This is a genomic window from Enterobacter sp. 301B (assembly GCF_003850715.1).
Lineage (GTDB): Bacteria > Pseudomonadota > Gammaproteobacteria > Enterobacterales > Enterobacteriaceae > Enterobacter > Enterobacter intestinihominis.
Genome location: NZ_PQTC01000014.1, coordinates 117593 through 137317, shown reverse-complemented (window position 1 = coordinate 137317; position 19725 = coordinate 117593). Strand labels below are relative to the sequence as shown.

The following is a 19725-nucleotide window of genomic DNA, read 5'->3' as shown; positions in this document are numbered from 1 at the left end:
ACCGGCGTCATCCATAACTGATAATGACTTTCTCAAAGGAGAGCTATCAATGAGTATTCGTCCGTTACATGATCGTGTGATCGTCAAACGTAAAGAAGTTGAAACCAAGTCTGCTGGCGGCATCGTTCTGACCGGTTCAGCAGCAGCAAAATCAACGCGTGGCGAAATCATCGCTGTCGGTAAGGGCCGCATCCTGGAAAACGGAACTGTGCAGCCACTGGACGTTAAAGTTGGTGACATCGTCATTTTCAACGATGGCTACGGCGTGAAATCCGAGAAGATCGACAATGAAGAAGTGTTGATCATGTCCGAGAGCGACATTCTGGCAATTGTTGAAGCGTAATTAACGCACGAAACTGTACGAATTTGAGGAAATAAGAACATGGCAGCTAAAGACGTAAAATTCGGTAACGACGCTCGTGTAAAAATGCTCCGCGGCGTAAACGTACTGGCAGACGCAGTGAAAGTCACTCTGGGCCCGAAAGGCCGTAACGTCGTGCTGGACAAATCCTTCGGCGCGCCAACCATCACTAAAGATGGTGTTTCTGTTGCACGTGAAATCGAGCTGGAAGACAAGTTCGAAAACATGGGCGCACAGATGGTGAAAGAAGTTGCCTCTAAAGCGAACGACGCTGCTGGTGACGGTACCACCACCGCGACCGTACTGGCGCAGGCGATCATCACCGAAGGCCTGAAAGCCGTTGCTGCGGGCATGAACCCAATGGATCTGAAACGTGGTATCGACAAAGCTGTCGCCTCTGCTGTTGAAGAGCTGAAAGCGCTGTCCGTACCGTGCTCTGACTCTAAAGCCATTGCTCAGGTTGGTACTATCTCCGCTAACTCCGACGAAACCGTAGGTAAACTTATCGCTGAAGCGATGGATAAAGTCGGTAAAGAAGGCGTGATCACCGTTGAAGACGGTACTGGTCTGGAAGACGAACTGGATGTGGTTGAAGGTATGCAGTTCGACCGCGGTTACCTGTCCCCATACTTCATCAACAAGCCAGAAACTGGCGCTGTTGAGCTGGAAAGCCCGTTCATCCTGCTGGCTGACAAGAAAATCTCCAACATCCGCGAAATGCTGCCAGTGCTGGAAGCCGTTGCGAAAGCAGGCAAGCCGCTGGTAATCATTGCTGAAGACGTTGAAGGCGAAGCGCTGGCGACTCTGGTGGTTAACACCATGCGTGGCATCGTGAAAGTGGCAGCGGTTAAAGCACCTGGCTTCGGCGATCGTCGTAAGGCGATGCTGCAGGATATCGCTACCCTGACCGGCGGTACCGTGATCTCCGAAGAGATTGGTATGGAGCTGGAAAAAGCGACCCTGGAAGACCTGGGCCAGGCGAAACGCGTTGTGATCAACAAAGACACTACCACCATCATCGACGGTGTGGGTGAAGAAGCCGCTATTCAGGGCCGTGTTGGTCAGATCCGTAAGCAGATCGAAGAAGCAACTTCCGATTACGACCGTGAAAAACTGCAGGAGCGCGTAGCGAAACTGGCAGGCGGCGTTGCGGTAATCAAAGTTGGTGCTGCGACCGAAGTTGAAATGAAAGAGAAGAAAGCACGCGTTGACGATGCCCTGCATGCGACCCGTGCTGCGGTAGAAGAAGGCGTAGTTGCTGGTGGTGGTGTCGCGCTGGTGCGTGTAGCCGCTAAACTGGCTGGCCTGACCGCTCAGAACGAAGACCAGAACGTAGGTATCAAAGTTGCGCTTCGCGCAATGGAAGCCCCTCTGCGTCAGATCGTGTCCAACGCCGGTGAAGAGCCATCAGTAGTTGCGAACAACGTGAAAGCGGGCGAAGGTAACTACGGTTACAACGCAGCAACTGAAGAATACGGCAACATGATCGACTTCGGTATCCTGGACCCAACTAAAGTTACCCGTTCTGCTCTGCAGTACGCGGCATCTGTAGCTGGCCTGATGATCACGACCGAATGCATGGTAACCGACATGCCTAAAGGCGACGCGCCTGACTTAGGTGCTGCTGGTGGTATGGGCGGCATGGGTGGCATGGGCGGCATGATGTAATCATGTTGTTCTGAACCTCTCAGAATGAACCCCGGGCAGCGATGCCCGGGGTTTTTTATTGCCCGTCGAGCCGTTACTCAAACAAGATGTGCATGGCGGAAGAGATGCGGTTCCAGCACTGAAAAATCCATTTTTATCTCCTCAGAAGAGTAGCTGCATCACCCACATCGAGAGCAGGGCGTTGATGACGCAGACAGCGATGATGTGCGGGTAATATTTCGGGTTCACGCCCGCGGTGCCGAGGCAGCGGCCCGTGTTTTGCACCGGATTGCCCATCAGGTAGATGGCGGGCAGCAGGATGGTGGCATCATGGCCGCTGAGCGTGCCGGCGACGACCAGGCTGGCGCAAACCCCCACGCCGCCGCCCATGCTCATCACCGAGGCCAGAAGTACCGTTGCCGCCGCACCCGGAAGCCCCCACAGGGCCATGATGGGCTCGCATACCCTGCCGACAATATCCAGCAGGCCGGTCACCTTAAGCGCCTGAATGATGACAAACGCCATGACCACGTTCGGCAGCAGGCTGGTGGTGGCGATGGTAAAGCCGCGGCGGGCGCCATCGATAAACAAGTCCATGATATTTTTACGCGTCTGGGCGATCATTTTTCCTCCTGAACGCGACGAACTTCCATGTGGGCGATCCACAGCCGCAGGAAGTTGGCGCCAACAAATTTAAATACCAGAATGACCGCCAGCGGCGCGATCACCGGGACGGTAATAAAGGTAAAAAGTGCGGCACCGGAAGAAAAATAGTTGGTAATAATGGCGCTACCGCTGGTCTGGAAGGTGGCGAAAATGGCGCGTTCATGGTCAGTAATCGCCCCTTCGTCGGTCAACTCTTTGGTCATCCCTGCGGCTGCATCGGTATTTTGCAGGTTGGCGATAAGCGCCAGAGAGCAGATGCCCGGCACGCCGAGCAGCGGGCGCAGAATGGGCGTCATGAGCTGTTGTGCGGCGCGCAGCCCGCCCAGACCCTCGGTAACGGCAATGATCCCGAGCGATAAAATGACCGAGGGCGCCAGTTCAAGGGCAAACAAAAAACCGTCTTTCGCTCCTGTGCCACCCTCGCCGCGAAACGTTAGGGCGCCGTTCACCGGTCCAAAGCTGCCGTTCAGGACGGTAAAATCCAGCACGCGCCACCATTCAGTACTTTTGGCGAAAAAACCTGAGAAAAATACGATGGTGAGCACGAACGCCAGATAGCCCACCCAGGTTACTTTTTCCTCTCCTGAGGATGATGCACTCATGAACCCCCCTTTTTTTTAGTCCCGTACAAAAGTTGTACGTCGCATCACTAAAAACGATCGGGGGCTAAAACACGATATCCCAAAGGTTATTATCAGAATTCATTTAAGATGTCGGAGGAGTGCCAGCGGAATCTGGCTCGCAGAAATGCTCAGCATTTTTCTTTTGGTCATCTTTTTAGTATAAGGTTTACACGCGGACAACTACTGTCCAGCTTATTGAAAACGAGGAATAACATGCGCATAAAAGTCTGTGCAGGGATTGTAGGTGCAGCATTGCTGCTGGCGGGTTGTAGCACCAGCAATGAGCTGACGGCAGCGGGCCAGAGCGTTCGCTTTGTGGAAGATAAGCCGGGCAGCGAATGCCAGCTGTTAGGCACCGCCTCTGGCGAGCAAAGCAACTGGATGTCAGGGCAGCACGGCGAGGAGGGCGGCTCTATGCGCGGTGCGGCCAATGCCCTGCGTAATCAGGCTGCGGCAATGGGCGGCAACGTGATTTACGGGGTGAGCAGCCCGACGCAGGGTATGCTGTCCAGCTTTGTGCCAACCGCCAGCCAGATGAACGGCCAGGTCTATAAGTGCCCGAACTGATATAACATTTTGATGGCGCTGCCGCTTTACCTGTAGGCAGGTAAGCGTAGCGCCACCTGCTTTTTTTACTGCTGCCGCAGCTGCAAATCCAGCGGCGTCTTACTCGGCTCTCCGCCAATCTCACGTGCCAGCTTCGGCACCATATAACCTGAAACCAGCGTTAACAGCTCGCGCATAATCTTCCGGGCCTCTTCATCCGTCACCATGAAGTGCGCCGCGCCCTGGACGCGATCCAGAACATGCAGGTAATAGGGCATTACGCCCGCATCAAATAAGGCATTGCTGAGATCGGCCAACACGTGGGCGCTGTCGTTCACGCCGCGCAGTAATACGCTCTGGTTGAGCAGCGTCACGCCTGCCATTCGCATACGCGTCATCGCCGCACGAAAGTCCGCGTCAATTTCATTTGCATGGTTGATATGATTTACCAGCAGCACCTGTAAACGGGACTGCTCCAGGCGCGTGACCAGGGCGTCGGTGATACGCGCCGGGATGACGATCGGTAAACGGCTGTGAATGCGCAGACGCTTAATGTGCGGGATGGTCTCAAGTTGAGTCAGCAGCCAGTCCAGCTCATGATCTTTTGCCATCAGCGGGTCGCCGCCGGAAAAGATTATTTCATCCAGTTCCGGATGCGCTGCGATGTAGTCCAGCGCCACCTGCCAGTTGCGCTTATTACCCTGATTTTCGGCGTACGGGAAGTGGCGACGGAAGCAATAGCGGCAATTTACCGCGCACCCGCCCTTAACCAGCAGCAGGGCACGATTGCGGTATTTATGCAGTAAACCCGGTACAACACTGTTCTGCTCTTCCAGCGGATCGGTGCTGTATCCGGGGGCGGTAATAAACTCATCCTGAGAGGTCAGCGTTTGTTTTAATAATGGATCATCAGGGTTACCCTTTTCCATTCGGGCAACAAACGCGCGGGGAACGCGCAGGGCGAAAAGGCGCTTCGCCTCACGGCCTGCACGCAACGCTTCGTGCTGTTCGAGGTCTAAAAGACGCAGCAATTCATCAGGACTGGTGATTACATCGGCAAGTTGCGATAACCAATCTTCTCTGGACGGGGTGTTTAGGGTTACAATATGCGCCATTTTGTGGCTTAGCTACCAGTTAACAAATTTAGAGGGCCTTATGGCAACGTACTATAGCAACGATTTTCGTGCTGGTCTTAAAATCATGATGGACGGCGAACCGTACGCGGTTGAAGCCAGCGAATTCGTTAAACCAGGTAAAGGCCAGGCATTTGCGCGCGTTAAGCTGCGCCGCCTGCTGACCGGTACCCGTGTTGAGAAAACCTTCAAATCTACTGACTCCGCTGAAGGCGCTGATGTTGTCGATATGAACCTGACTTACCTGTACAACGACGGTGAGTTCTGGCACTTCATGAACAACGAAACCTTCGAGCAGCTGTCTGCGGACGCGAAAGCGATTGGCGACAACGCCAAGTGGCTGCTGGATCAGGCTGAGTGCATCGTGACCCTGTGGAACGGTCAGCCTATCGCGGTTACGCCGCCGAACTTCGTTGAGCTGGAAATCGTTGAAACCGATCCAGGTCTGAAAGGTGATACCGCAGGTACTGGCGGCAAGCCTGCCACCCTGTCTACCGGCGCTGTGGTGAAAGTGCCACTGTTCGTACAGATCGGTGAAGTGATCAAAGTGGATACCCGCTCCGGCGAATACGTATCCCGCGTGAAGTAATTTACGCCATGATTAAAGGCGCAGCGCCCGCTGCGCCTGATTTTGCAGGCAGGGAAGATGAAACGTACCGTTAAAATTCTGCTTCTGTTAGCGCTCTCCAGCGCAATTCTCTCCGGCTGCAACACCGCGCGTGGCGTGGGTGAAGATATCCAGGATCTCGGCCATATCATTTCCCATGCGGCCAGCTAATTCCGTCTAATTTTCCTAAAAATTCTTCCTTTTCCGTCAAACGGCAAGATTTTGTCTATTCTTAAGTTGCTATACACAAAATAACTTTGGCTATAAAAGGAAGATATTATGGTTAAGAAAACAATTGCAGCGATCTTTTCTGTTCTGGTGCTTTCTTCGGTACTGACTGCATGTAACACCACCCGTGGCGTAGGGGAAGATATCTCCGACGGTGGTAGCGCGATTTCTGGCGCAGCAACTAAAGCTCAGAACTAATGTAAGCGACGGTACGGCAAGTTATTACACCGTACCGTCAATTCTCCACTTCCTGTAGCGATAAAAACGGCGAGTAGCGCGTATCCATATGCAGCTTCATGCGGATATTGCGTTTGTACGTATATACCGTTTTTCCGTTAATGCGAAGATTGCTGGCAATTTTCTGGTTGCTCGCACCATCCATCCACAAGGTCAGAACTCTTTCTTCCTGACGCGTCAGCAACGGTGCCGCCATTTTCGGTAGCTCCGCGCTCGCGCATGACGTGAGCGCGTCGTTTATCACCGCCGCCAGTGCTTCCAGATCGGTATTTTTGGAGAGCGAAGACCATATCGGGAACTGCGCCAGATAATCAGTCATCTCCTGCTCCTGCCCTGATTGCAGCATAATAAAAGGCAGTGTTTCGCTGGCAATTAGCAGGGAGGAAAGCTGCTGAAAATGGTGTAAATCCTGCCGGAAGCCAGATAAATCAGCGATGACCAGCGCAGGTTTCCATTGCAGGATATGCTCTCTGGCGAGGAAAAGATTATTTACCCCGGTTATGACGAAATGACCCGAAAACAGGTCTGAATGATTGACCCAGGCTTCAAATCCCGCGCGGGTGAAGTGACAACGGTCAATCAAAAGAATTTTGAACATAAAATTTTCGCAGTCGGCTAGTGGTTTGGCTTCCTGCCATAAGAAAGCCTATCATCATAGAGAAGTCGGATGAGTCATAAATGCCTGAACTACGTGCCTTACTGAGGCTATTTCTTGCTTTAAGGTGTTCAGCAGAAAAAGTTTGAAAAAAAATTCCACGCTAACCAAAATATAAGGCGCAACTTCTGCCTTGCGGGACGACCCGTAAGCGCTTCACTCATCGGGGACGGCCCCAACTTGTCTTTAAGTTAAGGAGCCTGAAATGTCCTGGATCGTTCTTGTTATTGCTGGTTTGCTCGAAGTGGTATGGGCAATTGGTCTGAAATACACCCACGGTTTTACCCGCCTGACGCCCAGCGTCATCACTATCGCCGCAATGATTGTCAGTATCGTCATGCTGTCATGGGCGATGCGAACCTTACCCGTCGGCACAGCTTACGCTGTCTGGACGGGAATTGGCGCGGTAGGGGCTGCCATTACCGGCATTCTGCTGCTGGGGGAGTCTGCGAGTCTGGCGCGCATCGCCAGCCTCGCGTTGATTGTCGCGGGTATCATCGGGTTAAAACTCAGTACGCACTAATGCGGCTGTTTTACCCAGATTAACTTCGTCACATCAAACCCTTGCCGGGTCGCTATGTCCAGCATCTGCTGTTTCATTTCCGCCGAGATCGTTGGCGTGCGTGAGAGGAGCCACAGATAGTTGCGATCCGGCCCACAGACCAGCGCGTGGCGGTACTCTCTGTCCAGCGCAATGACGTTATACCCGCCGTAGTATGGGCCGATGAAAGAGGCTTTCATGGCCGCGCGGTTAGATGCGCCGGTGAAATAGGCCTGACCAACTGACTGCTGCCACATCTGGCGATCCGGGTTATAGCCGCGGTTAATGACCCGGATCCCGCCGTCATCCATCGCGCTGTAGCTGACCGTGACTTTTTCTAAGCCCCGTTCGAACTGATGGTCCAGTCGGGCGATTTCATACCAGGTGCCGAGGAAGCGCTGTACGTCGAAATTACTGACTACCGTGACGCCAGGCGGAGGAGTAGGGGAACTGCAAGCAACCACTAAAAACGCGGCTGTTACTGCGGCAATAACAGGCAGAATGCGCATAGGAGTTTCCTTACTGTTTTTTGTTAAGTGTAGATGACAGCAGGGAAAATGCGGGAGATTGTGCAGGGTGTTTTGCCGGGTGGCGGCTTCGCCTTACCCGGCCTACAAAGTTCATGCGTTGTGTAGGCCGGGTAAGCGCAGCGCCACCCGCAATGTTTTACTGTAGCGCGTCGAGGATATGGTATGCCGCCTCAACGCGTGCCGGGTTCGGATAGCTTTTATTCGCGAGCATCACAATACCGATCTGCTTTTCAGGAATAAAGGCCACGTAGCTGCCAAACCCGCCAGTAGAGCCCGTTTTATGGACCCAGGACGCTTTGACCGGGGGAGCCGGTGGATTCACTTCTGCCACGGGCAGCGGTGCCAGCGCCACCTTACTGTCGCTGCCCTCGATCACCGTGTTGGCCTCCACGGGCCAGTTGAGCATCTCCCAGCCCAGACCCTGATACATTGACCCGATACGCCAGTAGCGCGACTGCGCCAGCGAGATGCCCTGCTTAAGTGAGGCATCAGCAACCTTCTCCGGCACCATGTTTGCCATGACCCAGTTCGCCATATCCTGCACGTTGGTTTTCACGCCATAGGCTTGTGCATCCAGCATTCCCGGCGAAACGCGCACCGCTTTACCGTCACGATAGCCCCAGGCGTAATGCGCCTCTTCCGCTTTCGGAACGTTAATCCAGGTATGGTCCAGCTTGAGCGGCTTAAGGACCCGCGTCGTCATGGCCTGCTCATAGCCCATGCCGGAAGGTTTGACCGCCAGCGCGCCAAAAAGACCGATACTGGCGTTGGCGTAAAGACGCGTTGTGCCAGGCTTCCACTGCGGCTGCCAGTTTTGATAAAAGCGCAGCAGGGCGGCATTATCCGTGACCTCATCCGGTACCTGTAGCGGCAGGCCGCCAGCGGTGTAGGTTGCGAGATCCAGCATACGAATCCCCTGCCACTGCTTGCCCGTTAGCTGTGGCCAGTATCTGGTCACCGGATCGTCCAGCGAAATTTCACCGCGAGCAATGGCATCCCCTCCTAAAACCCCGGTGAAGGTTTTACTTATAGAACCCAGCTCGAACAGAGTCTGAGGCGTAACGGGTTTGCTGGCCGCGATATCGGCTTTGCCAAACGTGTAATAGTGCGGTTTACCCTGATAAATAACGGCCACCGCCATGCCTGGAATCGACTGGGCTTTCATCAGCGGGGTAACCGTATTCGCGACCACCTCCGCCAGCTGTTTTTCTGACACTGGCGCGGCGAGAGCAGAGCAAGAGATGCCGAGCAGCAGGGCGCAGCAAAGAGATTTTTTCATCATCAGTAATCTTCCGTAATAGCGAGTCAAGGGGATGTCCGGGCCCGTCAGACAGGCGTAGTCTGTTGGATTTGACTGTGCCTGACAAACGGTTAAATTTAGCATTAGCTGTTAATTTTTCTAACGGAAGAGACCATGACGCGAAGCTATCTCCCCCTCAATTCGCTTCGAGCCTTTGAAGCCGCCGCGAGACATCTCAGCTTTACGCATGCGGCCATTGAGCTGAACGTGACCCATTCAGCCATTAGCCAGCATGTGAAAACGCTGGAGCAGCACCTGAACTGTCAGCTGTTCGTTCGCGTGTCGCGCGGGCTGATGTTGACTACCGAGGGAGAAAACTTACTGCCGGTACTGAATGATTCGTTCGATCGTATAGCCGGAATGCTGGATCGCTTCGCTAAACATCGTGCGCAGGAGAAGCTGAAAATCGGCGTGGTGGGTACGTTTGCCATCGGGGTTTTATTCTCACAGCTGGACGATTTTCGCCGTGGCTATCCGCACATCGATCTTCAGCTTTCCACCCATAACAACCGCGTTGATCCGGCTGCCGAAGGGCTTGACTATACGATCCGCTACGGTGGCGGGGCGTGGCATGGCACCGAGGCTGAATTTCTTTGTCATGCGCCGCTCGCGCCGCTGTGTACGCCCGATATCGCCACCAGTCTGCACTGTCCGGCCGACATCCTCAGGTTTACGCTGCTGCGCTCCTACCGACGCGACGAGTGGACCGCGTGGATGCAGGCGGCCGGCGAGCACTCCCCTTCGCCAACGCACCGTGTGATGGTATTTGATTCGTCCGTGACCATGCTGGAGGCCGCTCAGGCAGGGGTAGGTATTGCCATTGCGCCTGTCGATATGTTTACCCATCTGTTAGCCAGCGAGCGCATTGTGCAGCCCTTTGCAACGCAGATTGAACTCGGCAGTTACTGGCTGACCCGATTGCAGTCCCGGGCAGAAACGCCTGCCATGCGCGAATTTTCCCGGTGGCTGGTGGAGAAGATGAAAAAGTAAAAAGCCCGCCGGATGGCGGGCCTGTTCAGTCAGATGGTGACCACGGCAATCAACGTGACGACTGTCAGAATGGTTGCCAGACCGTAGAAGACCCATTTACCGCTTGGCACATGGATTTTCAGATCGTGCATCGCATGGTGGATACGGTGCAGACCACACCACAGCGGCAGGACGATCATCAGGAAGATGAACACCCGGCCAATAAAGCTGCTCGCAAAGGCCAGTACGCGCTCATAGCTCAGCGCATCGCCCGGAAACAGCCCCAGCGGCAGCATAATACCGACCAGCAGGATAATGACCGGGGCAATAATGGCGCTCCACATGCCGCCTGCGCCAAACAGCCCCCAGAAGACCGGCTCATCTGAACGTTTTGGATTTGGATTGATCACAGTAGTCTCCTTACCAGAACAGTGCGACAAACAGAATGACCACAGAGACAACTGCCGTCACTGCCCAGAGCCCTTTAATAACCGGCTCTGGCCCCATTTTTTCGCCTTTTACAATGATGTTCGCTGCTTTTGGCGCCAGTTCAAACCAGGTTTTGGTATGCAGTAGCGCGGCTGCGAGCACAATCAGATTCAGAACTACGATGATTGGGTTTTGCAGGAAACCCACAAAACTGGCCCAGGCTTCCGGGCCGTGCTTGAGGGCATACACCCCGTACATCAATTCGAGGCTGAACCAGACCGCGGGAACAGCCGTGCCTTCACGCAGCATATAGAAGCGATAAAACGGCAGTTTTTTCCACCAGGTGGACGGCATTGGTCGCACGTAGGCTTTGCGTTTAGTCGTCATCATGCACTCCTTAGCGTGGTTTCAGGGTAGCGATAAGAAAGTCTTTCGAGCTTTCCACTTTTCCCTGCTGAATGGCGGCGGCCGGGTCGACATGCTTCGGACAGACTTCGGAGCAGTAACCGACAAACGTGCAGGTCCAGACCCCGTTCTGGCCGTTAAGCTGTGCCATACGTTCTTTTTTGCCGTGGTCGCGGCTGTCCTCGTTATAGCGGTGCGCCAGAGTAATGGCGGCCGGGCCGATAAACTCAGGGTTCAGGCCAAACTGTGGACAGGCGGCGTAGCACAGGCCGCAGTTGATGCAGCCGGAAAACTGATGGTATTTCGCCATCTGCGCGGGCGTCTGGGTGTTTGGCCCCTGATCCGGCGTGCGCGGGTTGCCGATGATGTACGGCTTAATCGCTTCGAGGCTTTCGATAAAGTGGGTCATGTCGACCACCAGATCGCGCTCAATCGGGAAGTTGCCCAGCGCTTCAACCTTGATGCCCTTGGTGTAATCACGCAGGAAAGTTTTACACGCCAGCTTCGGCACTTTGTTGACCATCATGCCGCAGGAGCCGCAGATTGCCATGCGGCAGGACCAGCGGTAGCTCAGGTCCGGGGCCAGGTTATCTTTGATATAGCCGAGCGCATCCAGCAGGGAGGTTTGCTCGTCGTAAGGGACTTCATAGAAAGCGCTGTGCGGCGCGGCGTCCACTTCCGGGTTGTAGCGCACCACTTCAACTTTCAGTTTTTGCATCTCAGCCATTCGCCTTCTCCTTCTTATCGGCGGCTTCTGCTTCTGCACCGTACACGCGTTTCGCCGGTGGCAGCGTAGTGATTTTCACGTCGCTGTAGTCCAGACGGGTGGTACCATCCGCATCGCGCCAGGCGAGAGTATGTTTAAGGAAATTGACGTCGTCACGTTCGGTGCAGCCCTCATCCAGGCGCTGGTGTGCGCCGCGGGACTCTTTACGCGCCAGGGCGGAATGGGCCATACACTCTGCGACGTTCAGGCCGTGGCCCAGTTCAATGGTATAGAGCAGATCGGTATTGAAGACGCTGGAGGTGTCGGTGATGCGCACGCGCTTGAAGCGTTCCTGGAGTTCTGCCAGCTTGTCGACGGTTTTCTGCATCAGCTCTGGCGTACGGTAGATCCCGCAGCCTTCTTCCATCGACAGCCCCATTTCGTCGCGGATCTTCGACCAGTTTTCGTTACCTTCCTGGTTCACCAGGCCTTTCAGGCGTTTTTCGATGTCTGCAACCTGCGCATCCAGCGCCGCGCTGTTAGCTTCACCTGCCGTTGCGGCACGCTCCATCGCGCGTTCGCCCGCCATGCGACCAAAGACCACCAGCTCAGCCAGCGAGTTCGAGCCCAGACGGTTTGCGCCGTGCAGACCGACGGAGGAACACTCACCCACCGCAAACAGCCCTTTGATGCGGGTTTCGCACTGCTGGTCGGTTTCGATACCGCCCATGGTGTAGTGCGCGGTTGGACGCACCGGGATCGGCTCTTTCACCGGGTCGACGCCCACATAGGCTTTCGCCAGCTCGCAGATAAACGGCAGACGCTCCAGCAGTTTCTTCTCGCCGAGATGACGCAGGTCGAGATGTACCACGTCGCCGCGCGGCGTTGAGATGGTATTGCCTTTGCGCCACTCGTGCCAGAAAGCCTGAGAGACTTTGTCGCGTGGGCCGAGTTCCATGTATTTGTTTTTCGGCTCGCCAAGCGGGGTTTCCGGACCCATGCCGTAATCCTGCAAATAGCGATAGCCGTTTTTGTTGACCAGAATACCGCCTTCGCCGCGGCAGCCTTCCGTCATCAGAATACCGGAGCCCGGCAGGCCGGTTGGGTGATACTGGACAAACTCCATATCACGCAGCGGGACGCCGTGGCTGAGCGCCATGCCCATACCGTCACCGGTGACGATGCCGCCGTTGGTGTTGTAGCGGTATACGCGGCCCGCACCGCCCGTTGCCATCACCACCGCCTTAGCGCGGATCTGGACGAGCGTGCCTTCCATCATGTTCATTGCTACCAGTCCGTGCGCATGACCGTCGTCGACCAGAATGTCGAGAACGAAATGTTCGTCAAAGCGCTGGATTTGTGGGAACTGGAGGGAGGTCTGGAACAGGGTGTGCAGCATGTGGAAGCCGGTCTTATCGGCAGCAAACCAGGTGCGTTCGATCTTCATGCCACCGAAGCGGCGGACGTTGACGCTCCCGTCCGGACGGCGGCTCCATGGACATCCCCACTGTTCCAGCTGGGTCATTTCCGTTGGGCAATGGTGCACGAAGTAATCAACGACATCCTGTTCGCAAAGCCAGTCGCCCCCTGCAACCGTGTCGTGGAAATGGTATTCGAAGCTGTCATGATCCTGCGCGACGGCGGCGGATCCTCCTTCTGCGGCTACCGTGTGGCTGCGCATCGGATAGACTTTTGAAATCAATGCGATTTTGGCGTTCGGATTGGCTTGTGCCGCAGCAATTGCAGCGCGTAATCCAGCCCCGCCAGCGCCTATTACGGCAAGATCGGCTTGAAAAGTTTGCACGACATTCCTCCAGATTTTTGTTTTCCCGCAACGTGATGAGCTAAAGGACGTTCACCTGCCCGAACGGACGATTGCGGAAGCGATTCCACTGCTCCTTTATGGGTAAAACAGTATAACCGCGTAGAAGTGAGGGAAATTTGACGTGTTCGATTTTTTTGCTGTTCTGTGCGGTGATTTATCATCGTGATTAATGAATGACGTCACAGTATTTCTCTGTGCAATGAAAAGGGGCTTTTACTGTGCAAAATTTGTCTCTGCCCCGGCTTGCGAGTAGACTTCGTGCCCTTGTCTGAAAACGGAGAAATAACTCATGAGCGAAACGGCCACCTGGCAGCCGAGCGCATCCATTCCAAACCTGCTAAAGCGCGCAGCAATTATGGCGGAGATCCGCCGCTTCTTTGCGGATCGCGGCGTCCTGGAGGTGGAAACGCCGTGCATGAGTCAGGCGACGGTCACGGATATTCATCTGGTCCCGTTTGAAACCCGTTTTGTTGGCCCAGGCCACTCTCAGGGCATGAATCTGTATCTGATGACCAGCCCGGAATACCATATGAAGCGTCTGCTGGCGGCCGGGTGTGGTCCGGTCTATCAGCTGTGCCGTAGCTTCCGTAATGAAGAGATGGGCCGACACCATAATCCGGAATTCACTATGCTGGAGTGGTACCGCCCGCACTACGACATGTATCGTCTGATGAACGAAGTCGACGATCTGCTCCAACAGGTGCTGGATTGCGCGGAAGCTGAAACGCTCTCCTATCAGCAGGCCTTCCAGCGTCATCTGGAAATTGATCCGCTGTCGGCTGATAAAACACAGCTGCGTGAAGTGGCGGCAAAACTGGATCTGAGCAACGTGGCGGATAACGAAGAGGATCGCGACACGCTGCTGCAACTGCTGTTCACCTTTGGTGTTGAACCGCAGATTGGCAAAGATCGTCCGACGTTTGTCTATCACTTCCCGGCCAGCCAGGCTTCACTGGCGCAGATCAGCACCGAAGATCACCGCGTGGCGGAGCGCTTTGAGGTGTACTTTAAAGGCATCGAGCTGGCGAACGGTTTCCATGAGCTGACCGACGCGCGCGAACAGCAACAGCGTTTCGAGCAGGATAACCGCAAGCGCAACGCGCGCGGTCTGCCGCAGCAGCCGATTGACACCAACCTGCTGGAAGCGCTTAAAGCCGGTTTGCCGGACTGCTCCGGCGTGGCGCTGGGTGTGGATCGCCTGGTCATGCTGGCGCTGGGCGCAGAACAACTGGGCGATGTGATTGCCTTTACGGTCGATCGCGCATAAAGGATTGCCGGGTGGCGCTGTCGCTTACCCGGCCTACTTGGTCATTTAACTCTGCCACATTAAAAACTACTATCTTCTTTATGCACGGGTCTTTTTCTTAATTTGACTCGGATAGCCACAATATTTGTCTGGTCATCTGCTACCATCCGCGCAGTTTAATTCCGTTTCGGATGGTTCTATGTCTCACTCACTCAAAAAAATGACCCTTACCGGGCTCATCCTGATGATTTTTACGTCAGTCTTTGGCTTTGCCAATAGCCCGTCCGCGTTTTATCTGATGGGCTACAGCGCGACGCCGTTTTATATCGTTTCCGCGCTGTTCTTCTTTATTCCGTTTGCGCTAATGATGGCGGAGATGGGGTCGGCGTACAGGAAAGAAGAAGGCGGCATCTATTCGTGGATGAACAACAGCGTCGGTCCGCGTTATGCGTTTATCGGTACGTTCATGTGGTTTTCATCCTATGTCGTCTGGATGGTCAGCACGGCGGCCAAGGTCTGGGTGCCGTTCTCAACGTTTCTCTTCGGTGCGGATAAAACGCAGGTCTGGTCTCTGGCGGGGCTGAGTTCCACACAGGTGGTCGGTATTCTGGCGGTGTGCTGGATGGTGGTTGTCACGCGGGTGGCCTCGAAAGGCATCAACAAAATTGCCCGTATCACTGCCGTTGGCGGAATTTCCGTGATGTGCCTGAACCTGGTGCTGCTGCTGGTCAGTATCGCTATTCTGTGCCTGAACGGCGGGCATTTCGCACAGGAAGTCAACTTCGTTTCATCGCCTAATCCGGGTTACCAGTCCGGGCTGGCCATGCTCTCCTTCGTGGTGTTTGCCATCTTTGCTTACGGTGGAATTGAAGCCGTGGGCGGGCTGGTCGATAAAACCGAAAACCCGGAAAAGAACTTCGCCAAAGGCATTATCTTTGCCGCCATCGTCATTTCCATTGGCTACTCGCTGGCGATTTTCCTCTGGGGCGTCAGCACCAACTGGCAGCAGGTACTGAGCAATAACACCACCAACCTCGGCAACATTACCTACGTGTTGATGAAAAGCCTGGGGGTGACGCTGGGCAACGCCATGGATCTCGCGCCGGAAACGTCGGCCACCCTGGGGATCTGGTTTGCGCGGATTACCGGTTTGTCGATGTTCCTCGCCTATACTGGCGCGTTCTTCACGCTGATCTACTCGCCGCTGAAAGCGATTATTCAGGGGACGCCAAAGGCGCTGTGGCCTGCACGTATGACGCAGCTGAACGCTGCCGGTATGCCTGCCAACGCAATGTGGATGCAGTGCATGCTGGTGTGCGTGTTCATTCTGCTGGTGTCCTTCGGCGGCGATACCGCGTCGGCGTTCTATAACAAGCTGACCCTGATGGCAAACGTATCGATGACGCTTCCGTACCTATTCCTGGCGCTGGCGTTCCCGTTCTTTAAGGCGAAGCGGGATCTGGAGCGACCGTTTGTGATCTTCAAAACCCGCATGGCGACGCTGCTGGCGACCACTGTTGTGGTGCTGGTCGTCGCGTTCGCCAACATCTTTACCGTCATTCAGCCCGTGGTTGAGGCAAATGACTGGAGCAGCACGCTGTGGATGGTTGGCGGACCGATCTTCTTCTCGCTGCTGGCAATGGGGATTTATGAGAACTACCGCCGCCGCATGATGACCTGCGTGGCAGAAGTGGCATAGCGGATGAAAAAACCCCTCCCGGAAGGGAGGGGGAAATGGATTATAAACTTCCCGCCGGGCGCGAACGCGCCGCAGACGTCAACGTTCTTCCCGTCTTACGTCCGTCCAGCGTTTCCAGACGCATCTGGAAAGGTGGGAACGGCATATCAATTCCGTGCTCGCGGAAGCCAGCCAGGATCAGCTGGTGGATCTCATGGCGCAGCGGCATACGGTGTCCCATCTCGGCGGCGTAGATACGCAGCTCGAAAATCTGGATCCCCTGCTGCAAATCAACCAGGAAGACTTCCGGCGGCGGGTTGTCGATTACCAGCGAACAGCGTTCAGCAGCCGTATACAGGATCTGCGTCACCTCTTCACTGTTGGCATCCGACGGAGCGGGTACGGTCAGCACCACACGCGTGACGGAGTCAGACAGCGACCAGTTAATAAACTGCTCGGTGATAAACGCTTTGTTCGGAACGATGATCTCTTTACGGTCCCAGTCGCTGATGGTGGTGGCGCGGGTGTTGATCCTGGTGACGCTGCCGGTCAGATCGCGGATGGTCACCGTATCGCCAATTCGAATCGGCTTTTCAAACAGAATGATCAGACCCGAGACGAAGTTGGCAAAGATCTCCTGTAAACCAAAGCCCAGGCCTACGGTCAGGGCGGCAACCAGCCATTGCAGTTTTGACCATTCGATACCAATCATCGAGAAGCCAACCAGCCCACCAAACAGCATGATTAAATACTTGGTAATGGTGGTGATCGCATAGCCTGTGCCGGGGGTTAAATCCAGATGCTGCAACAGCGCCAGCTCCAGCAGGGCAGGGAAGTTACGGATCAGCTGCGTGGTGATAATGAGTACCAGAATCGCAATCAGCACGGCCCCTAAGGTGATGGGCTCCAGGCTTTCGACCCCCTGCACCGTCGACGTCACATCCCACAAAGAGATGTTCTCCAGGAAGCCAAACGCAGAGTGGATTTCCGACCACAGGAAGATCACCGACAGCAGGGCAACCAGCATCAGAATTGAGCGTACCAGCCGCAGGGACTGGGTACTGATCGCATCGAGATCCAGTTCGACGTCATCGGCGTCTGAAGTCCCTTCGGTGCTGTTGACGTGGTTCGGCTCTTCCTCACCCCGCGCGCGCTGGGCCAGTATTTCTGCGCGACGATGTTTGGCACGGTCAAACGCCAGACGACGACGCTGGATCAGCATGCCGCGGCGAATAACATGGTAGACCACCAGCAGCAGGAACCAGATAGCTACTGACGTTTCCAGTCGTGCGAGCAGCGCCTGCGATGTGGCGAGATAACCGACAGCCGCCGCCAGCATCGCCGCCAGCGGCGCGCTAAGCAGCAGGTTCCACAGCAGACGGTTAAACATGTTATCGCCACTGCCGGACTTGTCGAGATAGAGCGGGATCCCGGCGCGCTTCAGGCTGAGCGTCACTACCGCTAATGCCCCGCAGATCAGCATAAAGCACAGCCGTCCCAGCGAGCCGGAGAACTCCCGGTCATTGAGATTATCGAACATGATCAGCGCCATAATCAGCGGCACAATCAGCCCGATGCTCATCAGGTAATAGCGCATCGCCCGCGCCACGCGATTACGCGGCCAGCCAAAGTGAGCGATGAACAGACCATTTGGCCGCGCAAACGTGGCGCAAATCATCACCACCCACAGCAGCGGAACGGTGGCGGTCACGCCATCGCCAATTGCGACGGCAAGCGGATAGGGCCAGGCTTCACGCAGGCCGTATCCGAGCGTCATCCACAGCACCGGCAGCGGAGACGCGACCAGAATTGACCAGAACACTGTACGCAGCGTCAGCCAGAAGTGATCCTGTGTCACTTTCCCCACACGGGCGCTGGAGCGCTCAAGGAAACGGGTGAAGTGGCGACGGGAATAAATACTGAAACCCACCAGAATCAGTGCCCCCAGCAGCGGGAAGATGGTCTCCTTACTGGTGAGCATCATCACGCTGGCGAGACCCAGCTGGCTGAAGGTGTCCAGCGAAATGAGGCGGCGCAGATCCTGCACGATCTCGATCGGCCAGGCGAAGGTCATCGGCCGCACGTCGGAGGTCCAGAACAGGTAACGGTGCGTGGCTTCGTTGACCTCTTTCAGCGCGTCCTCCAGCTGGCTGTTTGAGACTTTCAGCTTGGTGAGTTCGAGGATCAGCGTATCGCCCCCCTGCAACAGGGAATTGAGCAGTTCGCGTTGGGTGCGCAGCTGCGCTTCCAGAATACGGCTTTGCTCGCCGGTGAGCGGCTGTCCGTCAGCCTGACGGATCTGGCGGATTTGTGGCTGCTTATTAAGAAGGTCTTCATAATGAAGACGCTGAACGCGCAGCTGCGCCATCTCCGTATCAAGCTGCTGCGGTTTTGGCATCTCTGGCAGACGAGCCACCTGTGCGCGTAACGCTTCGCCCAACAGGTTAGACGAGCCAAGCCACTGGGACTGTTCACGCAGCGTGTTGAGAGCCTGACGAACCTGGAGGGTTTGATTAGTGGCCTGACGCTGCTGCGAGGCCACCAAATCCATGCGCTGCGCCTGCTGATTCAGCGCGGCAGAAAGCTCGCGGTTAACCTTAAACTGGGCGACGATGCTGTCGGGCAGGTTAGCGCTGTTTTCGGCCAACAACTCGGTGCTTTCCAGCGCACGTTCAGCTTCACGCTGACGCTGGCTGTTGAGTTGATTTCTCAGCGCCTGGAGATACGCATCCAGCTGTTCGCTCTGCTTCTGCGCCAGTTCCGAACGCATCCGCGACAGCTCCTGGCGGTTGTTAGCAGAAAGCTGTGCCAGCTCCAGTTCATCAACCAGTGCTTTAAGTCTGGCGGATTCCGCCTGTAGCCCAAGATTTTGGGCCTGATTCTGCGGGGTGTTGCCGGTCTGCGTCCCAATGCGGCGTTCCACCTCATTTAACTGACGGCGGGCATCGGTTTGCTGCTGTGGAAGCTGACTGAGAGAGTCGGCAATTTCACGCGCCCGTTCCTGCTCCTGCTGTGCCAGACGGCTTTTTTCCAGCAGCTGGCTGCTGACTTGCAGGATCTCCTGATTCAGCGCCTCGGACGTCATCCCTGCGGGTACCTGGCGTGGTTCATCACGCAGGCTGTTTAACTGCGAGCGCAGGGTCTGAGAGAGTTTGGGGAAGTTGTCGATAACCTGCTGATATTGCTGGGCGCGCTCAAGAGAACCCTTTCGTTCCTCAAGTGCGTTCAGTGCAGACTGGAGCGACTCAACGGCCTCCGGCTGAGCGGGTTTCGCCGCTTTTGCCTGCTCCAGCTCCTGGGTTATCTGTTTGGCGTCGGGGGCCGTCGCTGCGTACGCCCCCATGCTGAGGCACCAGGCCATCAGTAATACGATAATCGGGCGCACGTCAGCGA

The 19725-nt window shown here is 55.5% G+C and carries 21 protein-coding genes; 10 read left to right on the top strand and 11 right to left on the bottom strand.

Translation table 11 applies throughout. The annotated features are described in order from the left end of the window. Positions 1-49 precede the first annotated feature (49 nt). Together C3451_RS16380 and groL are read left to right on the top strand one after the other, a co-directional pair. Positions 50-343: a co-chaperone GroES gene (locus C3451_RS16380; RefSeq protein WP_003855929.1), complete on the top strand. Its 294-nt coding sequence runs from the start codon at positions 50-52 to the stop codon at positions 341-343. Positions 344-382: 39 nt separating this feature from the next. Further along, the gene (gene groL, locus C3451_RS16375; RefSeq protein WP_006810416.1) at positions 383-2029 is read left to right on the top strand and encodes a chaperonin GroEL; all 1647 of its coding nucleotides are present in this window, start codon (positions 383-385) and stop codon (positions 2027-2029) included. Between the two features lie 141 nt (positions 2030-2170). On the opposite strand, the gene C3451_RS16370 is transcribed toward groL, so the two are convergent. Together C3451_RS16370 and C3451_RS16365 are read right to left on the bottom strand one after the other, a co-directional pair. Beyond that, entirely contained in the window at positions 2171-2632 is a 462-nt protein-coding gene (locus C3451_RS16370; RefSeq protein ID WP_022646800.1) for a YjiG family protein, read from the bottom strand. Next, a complete protein-coding gene (locus C3451_RS16365; protein WP_038415111.1) occupies positions 2629-3276 on the bottom strand; it encodes a nucleoside recognition domain-containing protein in 648 nt (215 codons plus the stop codon). Before C3451_RS16365 ends, C3451_RS16370 begins: the two co-directional genes overlap by 4 nt. A gap of 234 nt (positions 3277-3510) precedes the next feature. On the opposite strand from C3451_RS16365, the gene C3451_RS16360 reads away from it, so the two are divergent. After that, positions 3511-3864: a DUF4156 domain-containing protein gene (locus tag C3451_RS16360; protein ID WP_022646802.1), complete on the top strand. Its 354-nt coding sequence runs from the start codon at positions 3511-3513 to the stop codon at positions 3862-3864. Between the two features lie 65 nt (positions 3865-3929). Here C3451_RS16360 and epmB read toward each other — a convergent pair whose 3' ends face one another. Beyond that, positions 3930-4958 (bottom strand): EF-P beta-lysylation protein EpmB, encoded by a 1029-nt coding sequence (epmB, locus tag C3451_RS16355; protein WP_022646803.1) that lies wholly within the window; start codon positions 4956-4958, stop codon positions 3930-3932. 40 nt (positions 4959-4998) lie between these two features. On the opposite strand from epmB, the gene efp reads away from it, so the two are divergent. The 3 genes from efp to ecnB all read left to right on the top strand — a co-directional run bounded on the left by efp (position 4999) and on the right by ecnB (position 6009). Then, positions 4999-5565: an elongation factor P gene (gene efp, locus C3451_RS16350; protein WP_003855940.1), complete on the top strand. Its 567-nt coding sequence runs from the start codon at positions 4999-5001 to the stop codon at positions 5563-5565. A 57-nt stretch (positions 5566-5622) separates the two neighbouring features. Beyond that, positions 5623-5754 (top strand): entericidin A/B family lipoprotein, encoded by a 132-nt coding sequence (locus C3451_RS16345; protein ID WP_006810410.1) that lies wholly within the window; start codon positions 5623-5625, stop codon positions 5752-5754. A gap of 108 nt (positions 5755-5862) precedes the next feature. Next, the gene (ecnB, locus tag C3451_RS16340; protein WP_006178941.1) at positions 5863-6009 is read left to right on the top strand and encodes a lipoprotein toxin entericidin B; all 147 of its coding nucleotides are present in this window, start codon (positions 5863-5865) and stop codon (positions 6007-6009) included. A gap of 37 nt (positions 6010-6046) precedes the next feature. Here the strand turns inward: ecnB and C3451_RS16335 are convergent, their stop codons facing one another. After that, positions 6047-6646, bottom strand: a complete 600-nt coding sequence (locus C3451_RS16335; protein ID WP_032625171.1) for a LuxR C-terminal-related transcriptional regulator — start codon at positions 6644-6646, stop codon at positions 6047-6049. Positions 6647-6908: 262 nt separating this feature from the next. On the opposite strand from C3451_RS16335, the gene sugE reads away from it, so the two are divergent. Next, on the top strand, positions 6909-7226 hold the full coding sequence (sugE, locus tag C3451_RS16330; protein WP_015572453.1) for a quaternary ammonium compound efflux SMR transporter SugE: 318 nt from the start codon (positions 6909-6911) through the stop codon (positions 7224-7226). On the opposite strand, the gene C3451_RS16325 is transcribed toward sugE, so the two are convergent. Together C3451_RS16325 and C3451_RS16320 are read right to left on the bottom strand one after the other, a co-directional pair. Next, positions 7223-7753, bottom strand: a complete 531-nt coding sequence (locus tag C3451_RS16325) for a lipocalin family protein (protein WP_045620947.1) — start codon at positions 7751-7753, stop codon at positions 7223-7225. The genes sugE and C3451_RS16325 overlap by 4 nt on opposite strands. Positions 7754-7910: 157 nt before the next feature. Further along, entirely contained in the window at positions 7911-9056 is a 1146-nt protein-coding gene (locus C3451_RS16320; protein ID WP_045620946.1) for a cephalosporin-hydrolyzing class C beta-lactamase ACT-23, read from the bottom strand. Between the two features lie 132 nt (positions 9057-9188). On the opposite strand from C3451_RS16320, the gene ampR reads away from it, so the two are divergent. Then, entirely contained in the window at positions 9189-10064 is an 876-nt protein-coding gene (gene ampR, locus C3451_RS16315) for a LysR family transcriptional regulator AmpR (RefSeq protein WP_063139205.1), read from the top strand. Between the two features lie 29 nt (positions 10065-10093). Here ampR and frdD read toward each other — a convergent pair whose 3' ends face one another. The 4 genes from frdD to frdA are packed head-to-tail and all read right to left on the bottom strand — an operon-like array spanning position 10094 to position 13387. Continuing rightward, positions 10094-10453 (bottom strand): fumarate reductase subunit FrdD, encoded by a 360-nt coding sequence (gene frdD, locus C3451_RS16310; RefSeq protein WP_000609653.1) that lies wholly within the window; start codon positions 10451-10453, stop codon positions 10094-10096. 10 nt (positions 10454-10463) lie between these two features. Next, positions 10464-10859 (bottom strand): fumarate reductase subunit FrdC, encoded by a 396-nt coding sequence (gene frdC, locus C3451_RS16305; protein WP_003855953.1) that lies wholly within the window; start codon positions 10857-10859, stop codon positions 10464-10466. Positions 10860-10869: 10 nt separating this feature from the next. Then, on the bottom strand, positions 10870-11604 hold the full coding sequence (locus C3451_RS16300; RefSeq protein ID WP_022646809.1) for a succinate dehydrogenase/fumarate reductase iron-sulfur subunit: 735 nt from the start codon (positions 11602-11604) through the stop codon (positions 10870-10872). Continuing rightward, positions 11597-13387: a fumarate reductase (quinol) flavoprotein subunit gene (gene frdA / locus C3451_RS16295; protein ID WP_023305293.1), complete on the bottom strand. Its 1791-nt coding sequence runs from the start codon at positions 13385-13387 to the stop codon at positions 11597-11599. The genes C3451_RS16300 and frdA overlap by 8 nt, the downstream gene beginning before the upstream one ends. Positions 13388-13697: 310 nt before the next feature. Here frdA and epmA point away from each other — a divergent pair, with 310 nt between their 5' ends. Continuing rightward, positions 13698-14675: an elongation factor P--(R)-beta-lysine ligase gene (gene epmA, locus C3451_RS16290; protein ID WP_003855960.1), complete on the top strand. Its 978-nt coding sequence runs from the start codon at positions 13698-13700 to the stop codon at positions 14673-14675. Between the two features lie 178 nt (positions 14676-14853). After that, entirely contained in the window at positions 14854-16353 is a 1500-nt protein-coding gene (gene yjeM / locus C3451_RS16285; protein ID WP_045620944.1) for a glutamate/gamma-aminobutyrate family transporter YjeM, read from the top strand. Positions 16354-16393: 40 nt separating this feature from the next. Here the strand turns inward: yjeM and mscM are convergent, their stop codons facing one another. Further along, entirely contained in the window at positions 16394-19717 is a 3324-nt protein-coding gene (mscM, locus tag C3451_RS16280) for a miniconductance mechanosensitive channel MscM (protein WP_022646812.1), read from the bottom strand. Positions 19718-19725 lie beyond the last annotated feature (8 nt).

Excerpts from the sequence above, each read along its gene's own strand:
- C3451_RS16380 (WP_003855929.1), top strand. The coding sequence starts at position 50 with ATGAGTATTCGTCCGTTACATGATCGTGTGATCGTCAAACGTAAAGAA.
- groL (WP_006810416.1), top strand. The coding sequence starts at position 383 with ATGGCAGCTAAAGACGTAAAATTCGGTAACGACGCTCGTGTAAAAATG.
- C3451_RS16370 (WP_022646800.1), bottom strand. The coding sequence starts at position 2,632 with ATGATCGCCCAGACGCGTAAAAATATCATGGACTTGTTTATCGATGGC.
- C3451_RS16365 (WP_038415111.1), bottom strand. The coding sequence starts at position 3,276 with ATGAGTGCATCATCCTCAGGAGAGGAAAAAGTAACCTGGGTGGGCTAT.
- C3451_RS16360 (WP_022646802.1), top strand. The coding sequence starts at position 3,511 with ATGCGCATAAAAGTCTGTGCAGGGATTGTAGGTGCAGCATTGCTGCTG.
- epmB (WP_022646803.1), bottom strand. The coding sequence starts at position 4,958 with ATGGCGCATATTGTAACCCTAAACACCCCGTCCAGAGAAGATTGGTTA.
- efp (WP_003855940.1), top strand. The coding sequence starts at position 4,999 with ATGGCAACGTACTATAGCAACGATTTTCGTGCTGGTCTTAAAATCATG.
- C3451_RS16345 (WP_006810410.1), top strand. The coding sequence starts at position 5,623 with ATGAAACGTACCGTTAAAATTCTGCTTCTGTTAGCGCTCTCCAGCGCA.
- ecnB (WP_006178941.1), top strand. The coding sequence starts at position 5,863 with ATGGTTAAGAAAACAATTGCAGCGATCTTTTCTGTTCTGGTGCTTTCT.
- C3451_RS16335 (WP_032625171.1), bottom strand. The coding sequence starts at position 6,646 with ATGTTCAAAATTCTTTTGATTGACCGTTGTCACTTCACCCGCGCGGGA.
- sugE (WP_015572453.1), top strand. The coding sequence starts at position 6,909 with ATGTCCTGGATCGTTCTTGTTATTGCTGGTTTGCTCGAAGTGGTATGG.
- C3451_RS16325 (WP_045620947.1), bottom strand. The coding sequence starts at position 7,753 with ATGCGCATTCTGCCTGTTATTGCCGCAGTAACAGCCGCGTTTTTAGTG.
- C3451_RS16320 (WP_045620946.1), bottom strand. The coding sequence starts at position 9,056 with ATGATGAAAAAATCTCTTTGCTGCGCCCTGCTGCTCGGCATCTCTTGC.
- ampR (WP_063139205.1), top strand. The coding sequence starts at position 9,189 with ATGACGCGAAGCTATCTCCCCCTCAATTCGCTTCGAGCCTTTGAAGCC.
- frdC (WP_003855953.1), bottom strand. The coding sequence starts at position 10,859 with ATGACGACTAAACGCAAAGCCTACGTGCGACCAATGCCGTCCACCTGG.
- C3451_RS16300 (WP_022646809.1), bottom strand. The coding sequence starts at position 11,604 with ATGGCTGAGATGCAAAAACTGAAAGTTGAAGTGGTGCGCTACAACCCG.
- epmA (WP_003855960.1), top strand. The coding sequence starts at position 13,698 with ATGAGCGAAACGGCCACCTGGCAGCCGAGCGCATCCATTCCAAACCTG.
- yjeM (WP_045620944.1), top strand. The coding sequence starts at position 14,854 with ATGTCTCACTCACTCAAAAAAATGACCCTTACCGGGCTCATCCTGATG.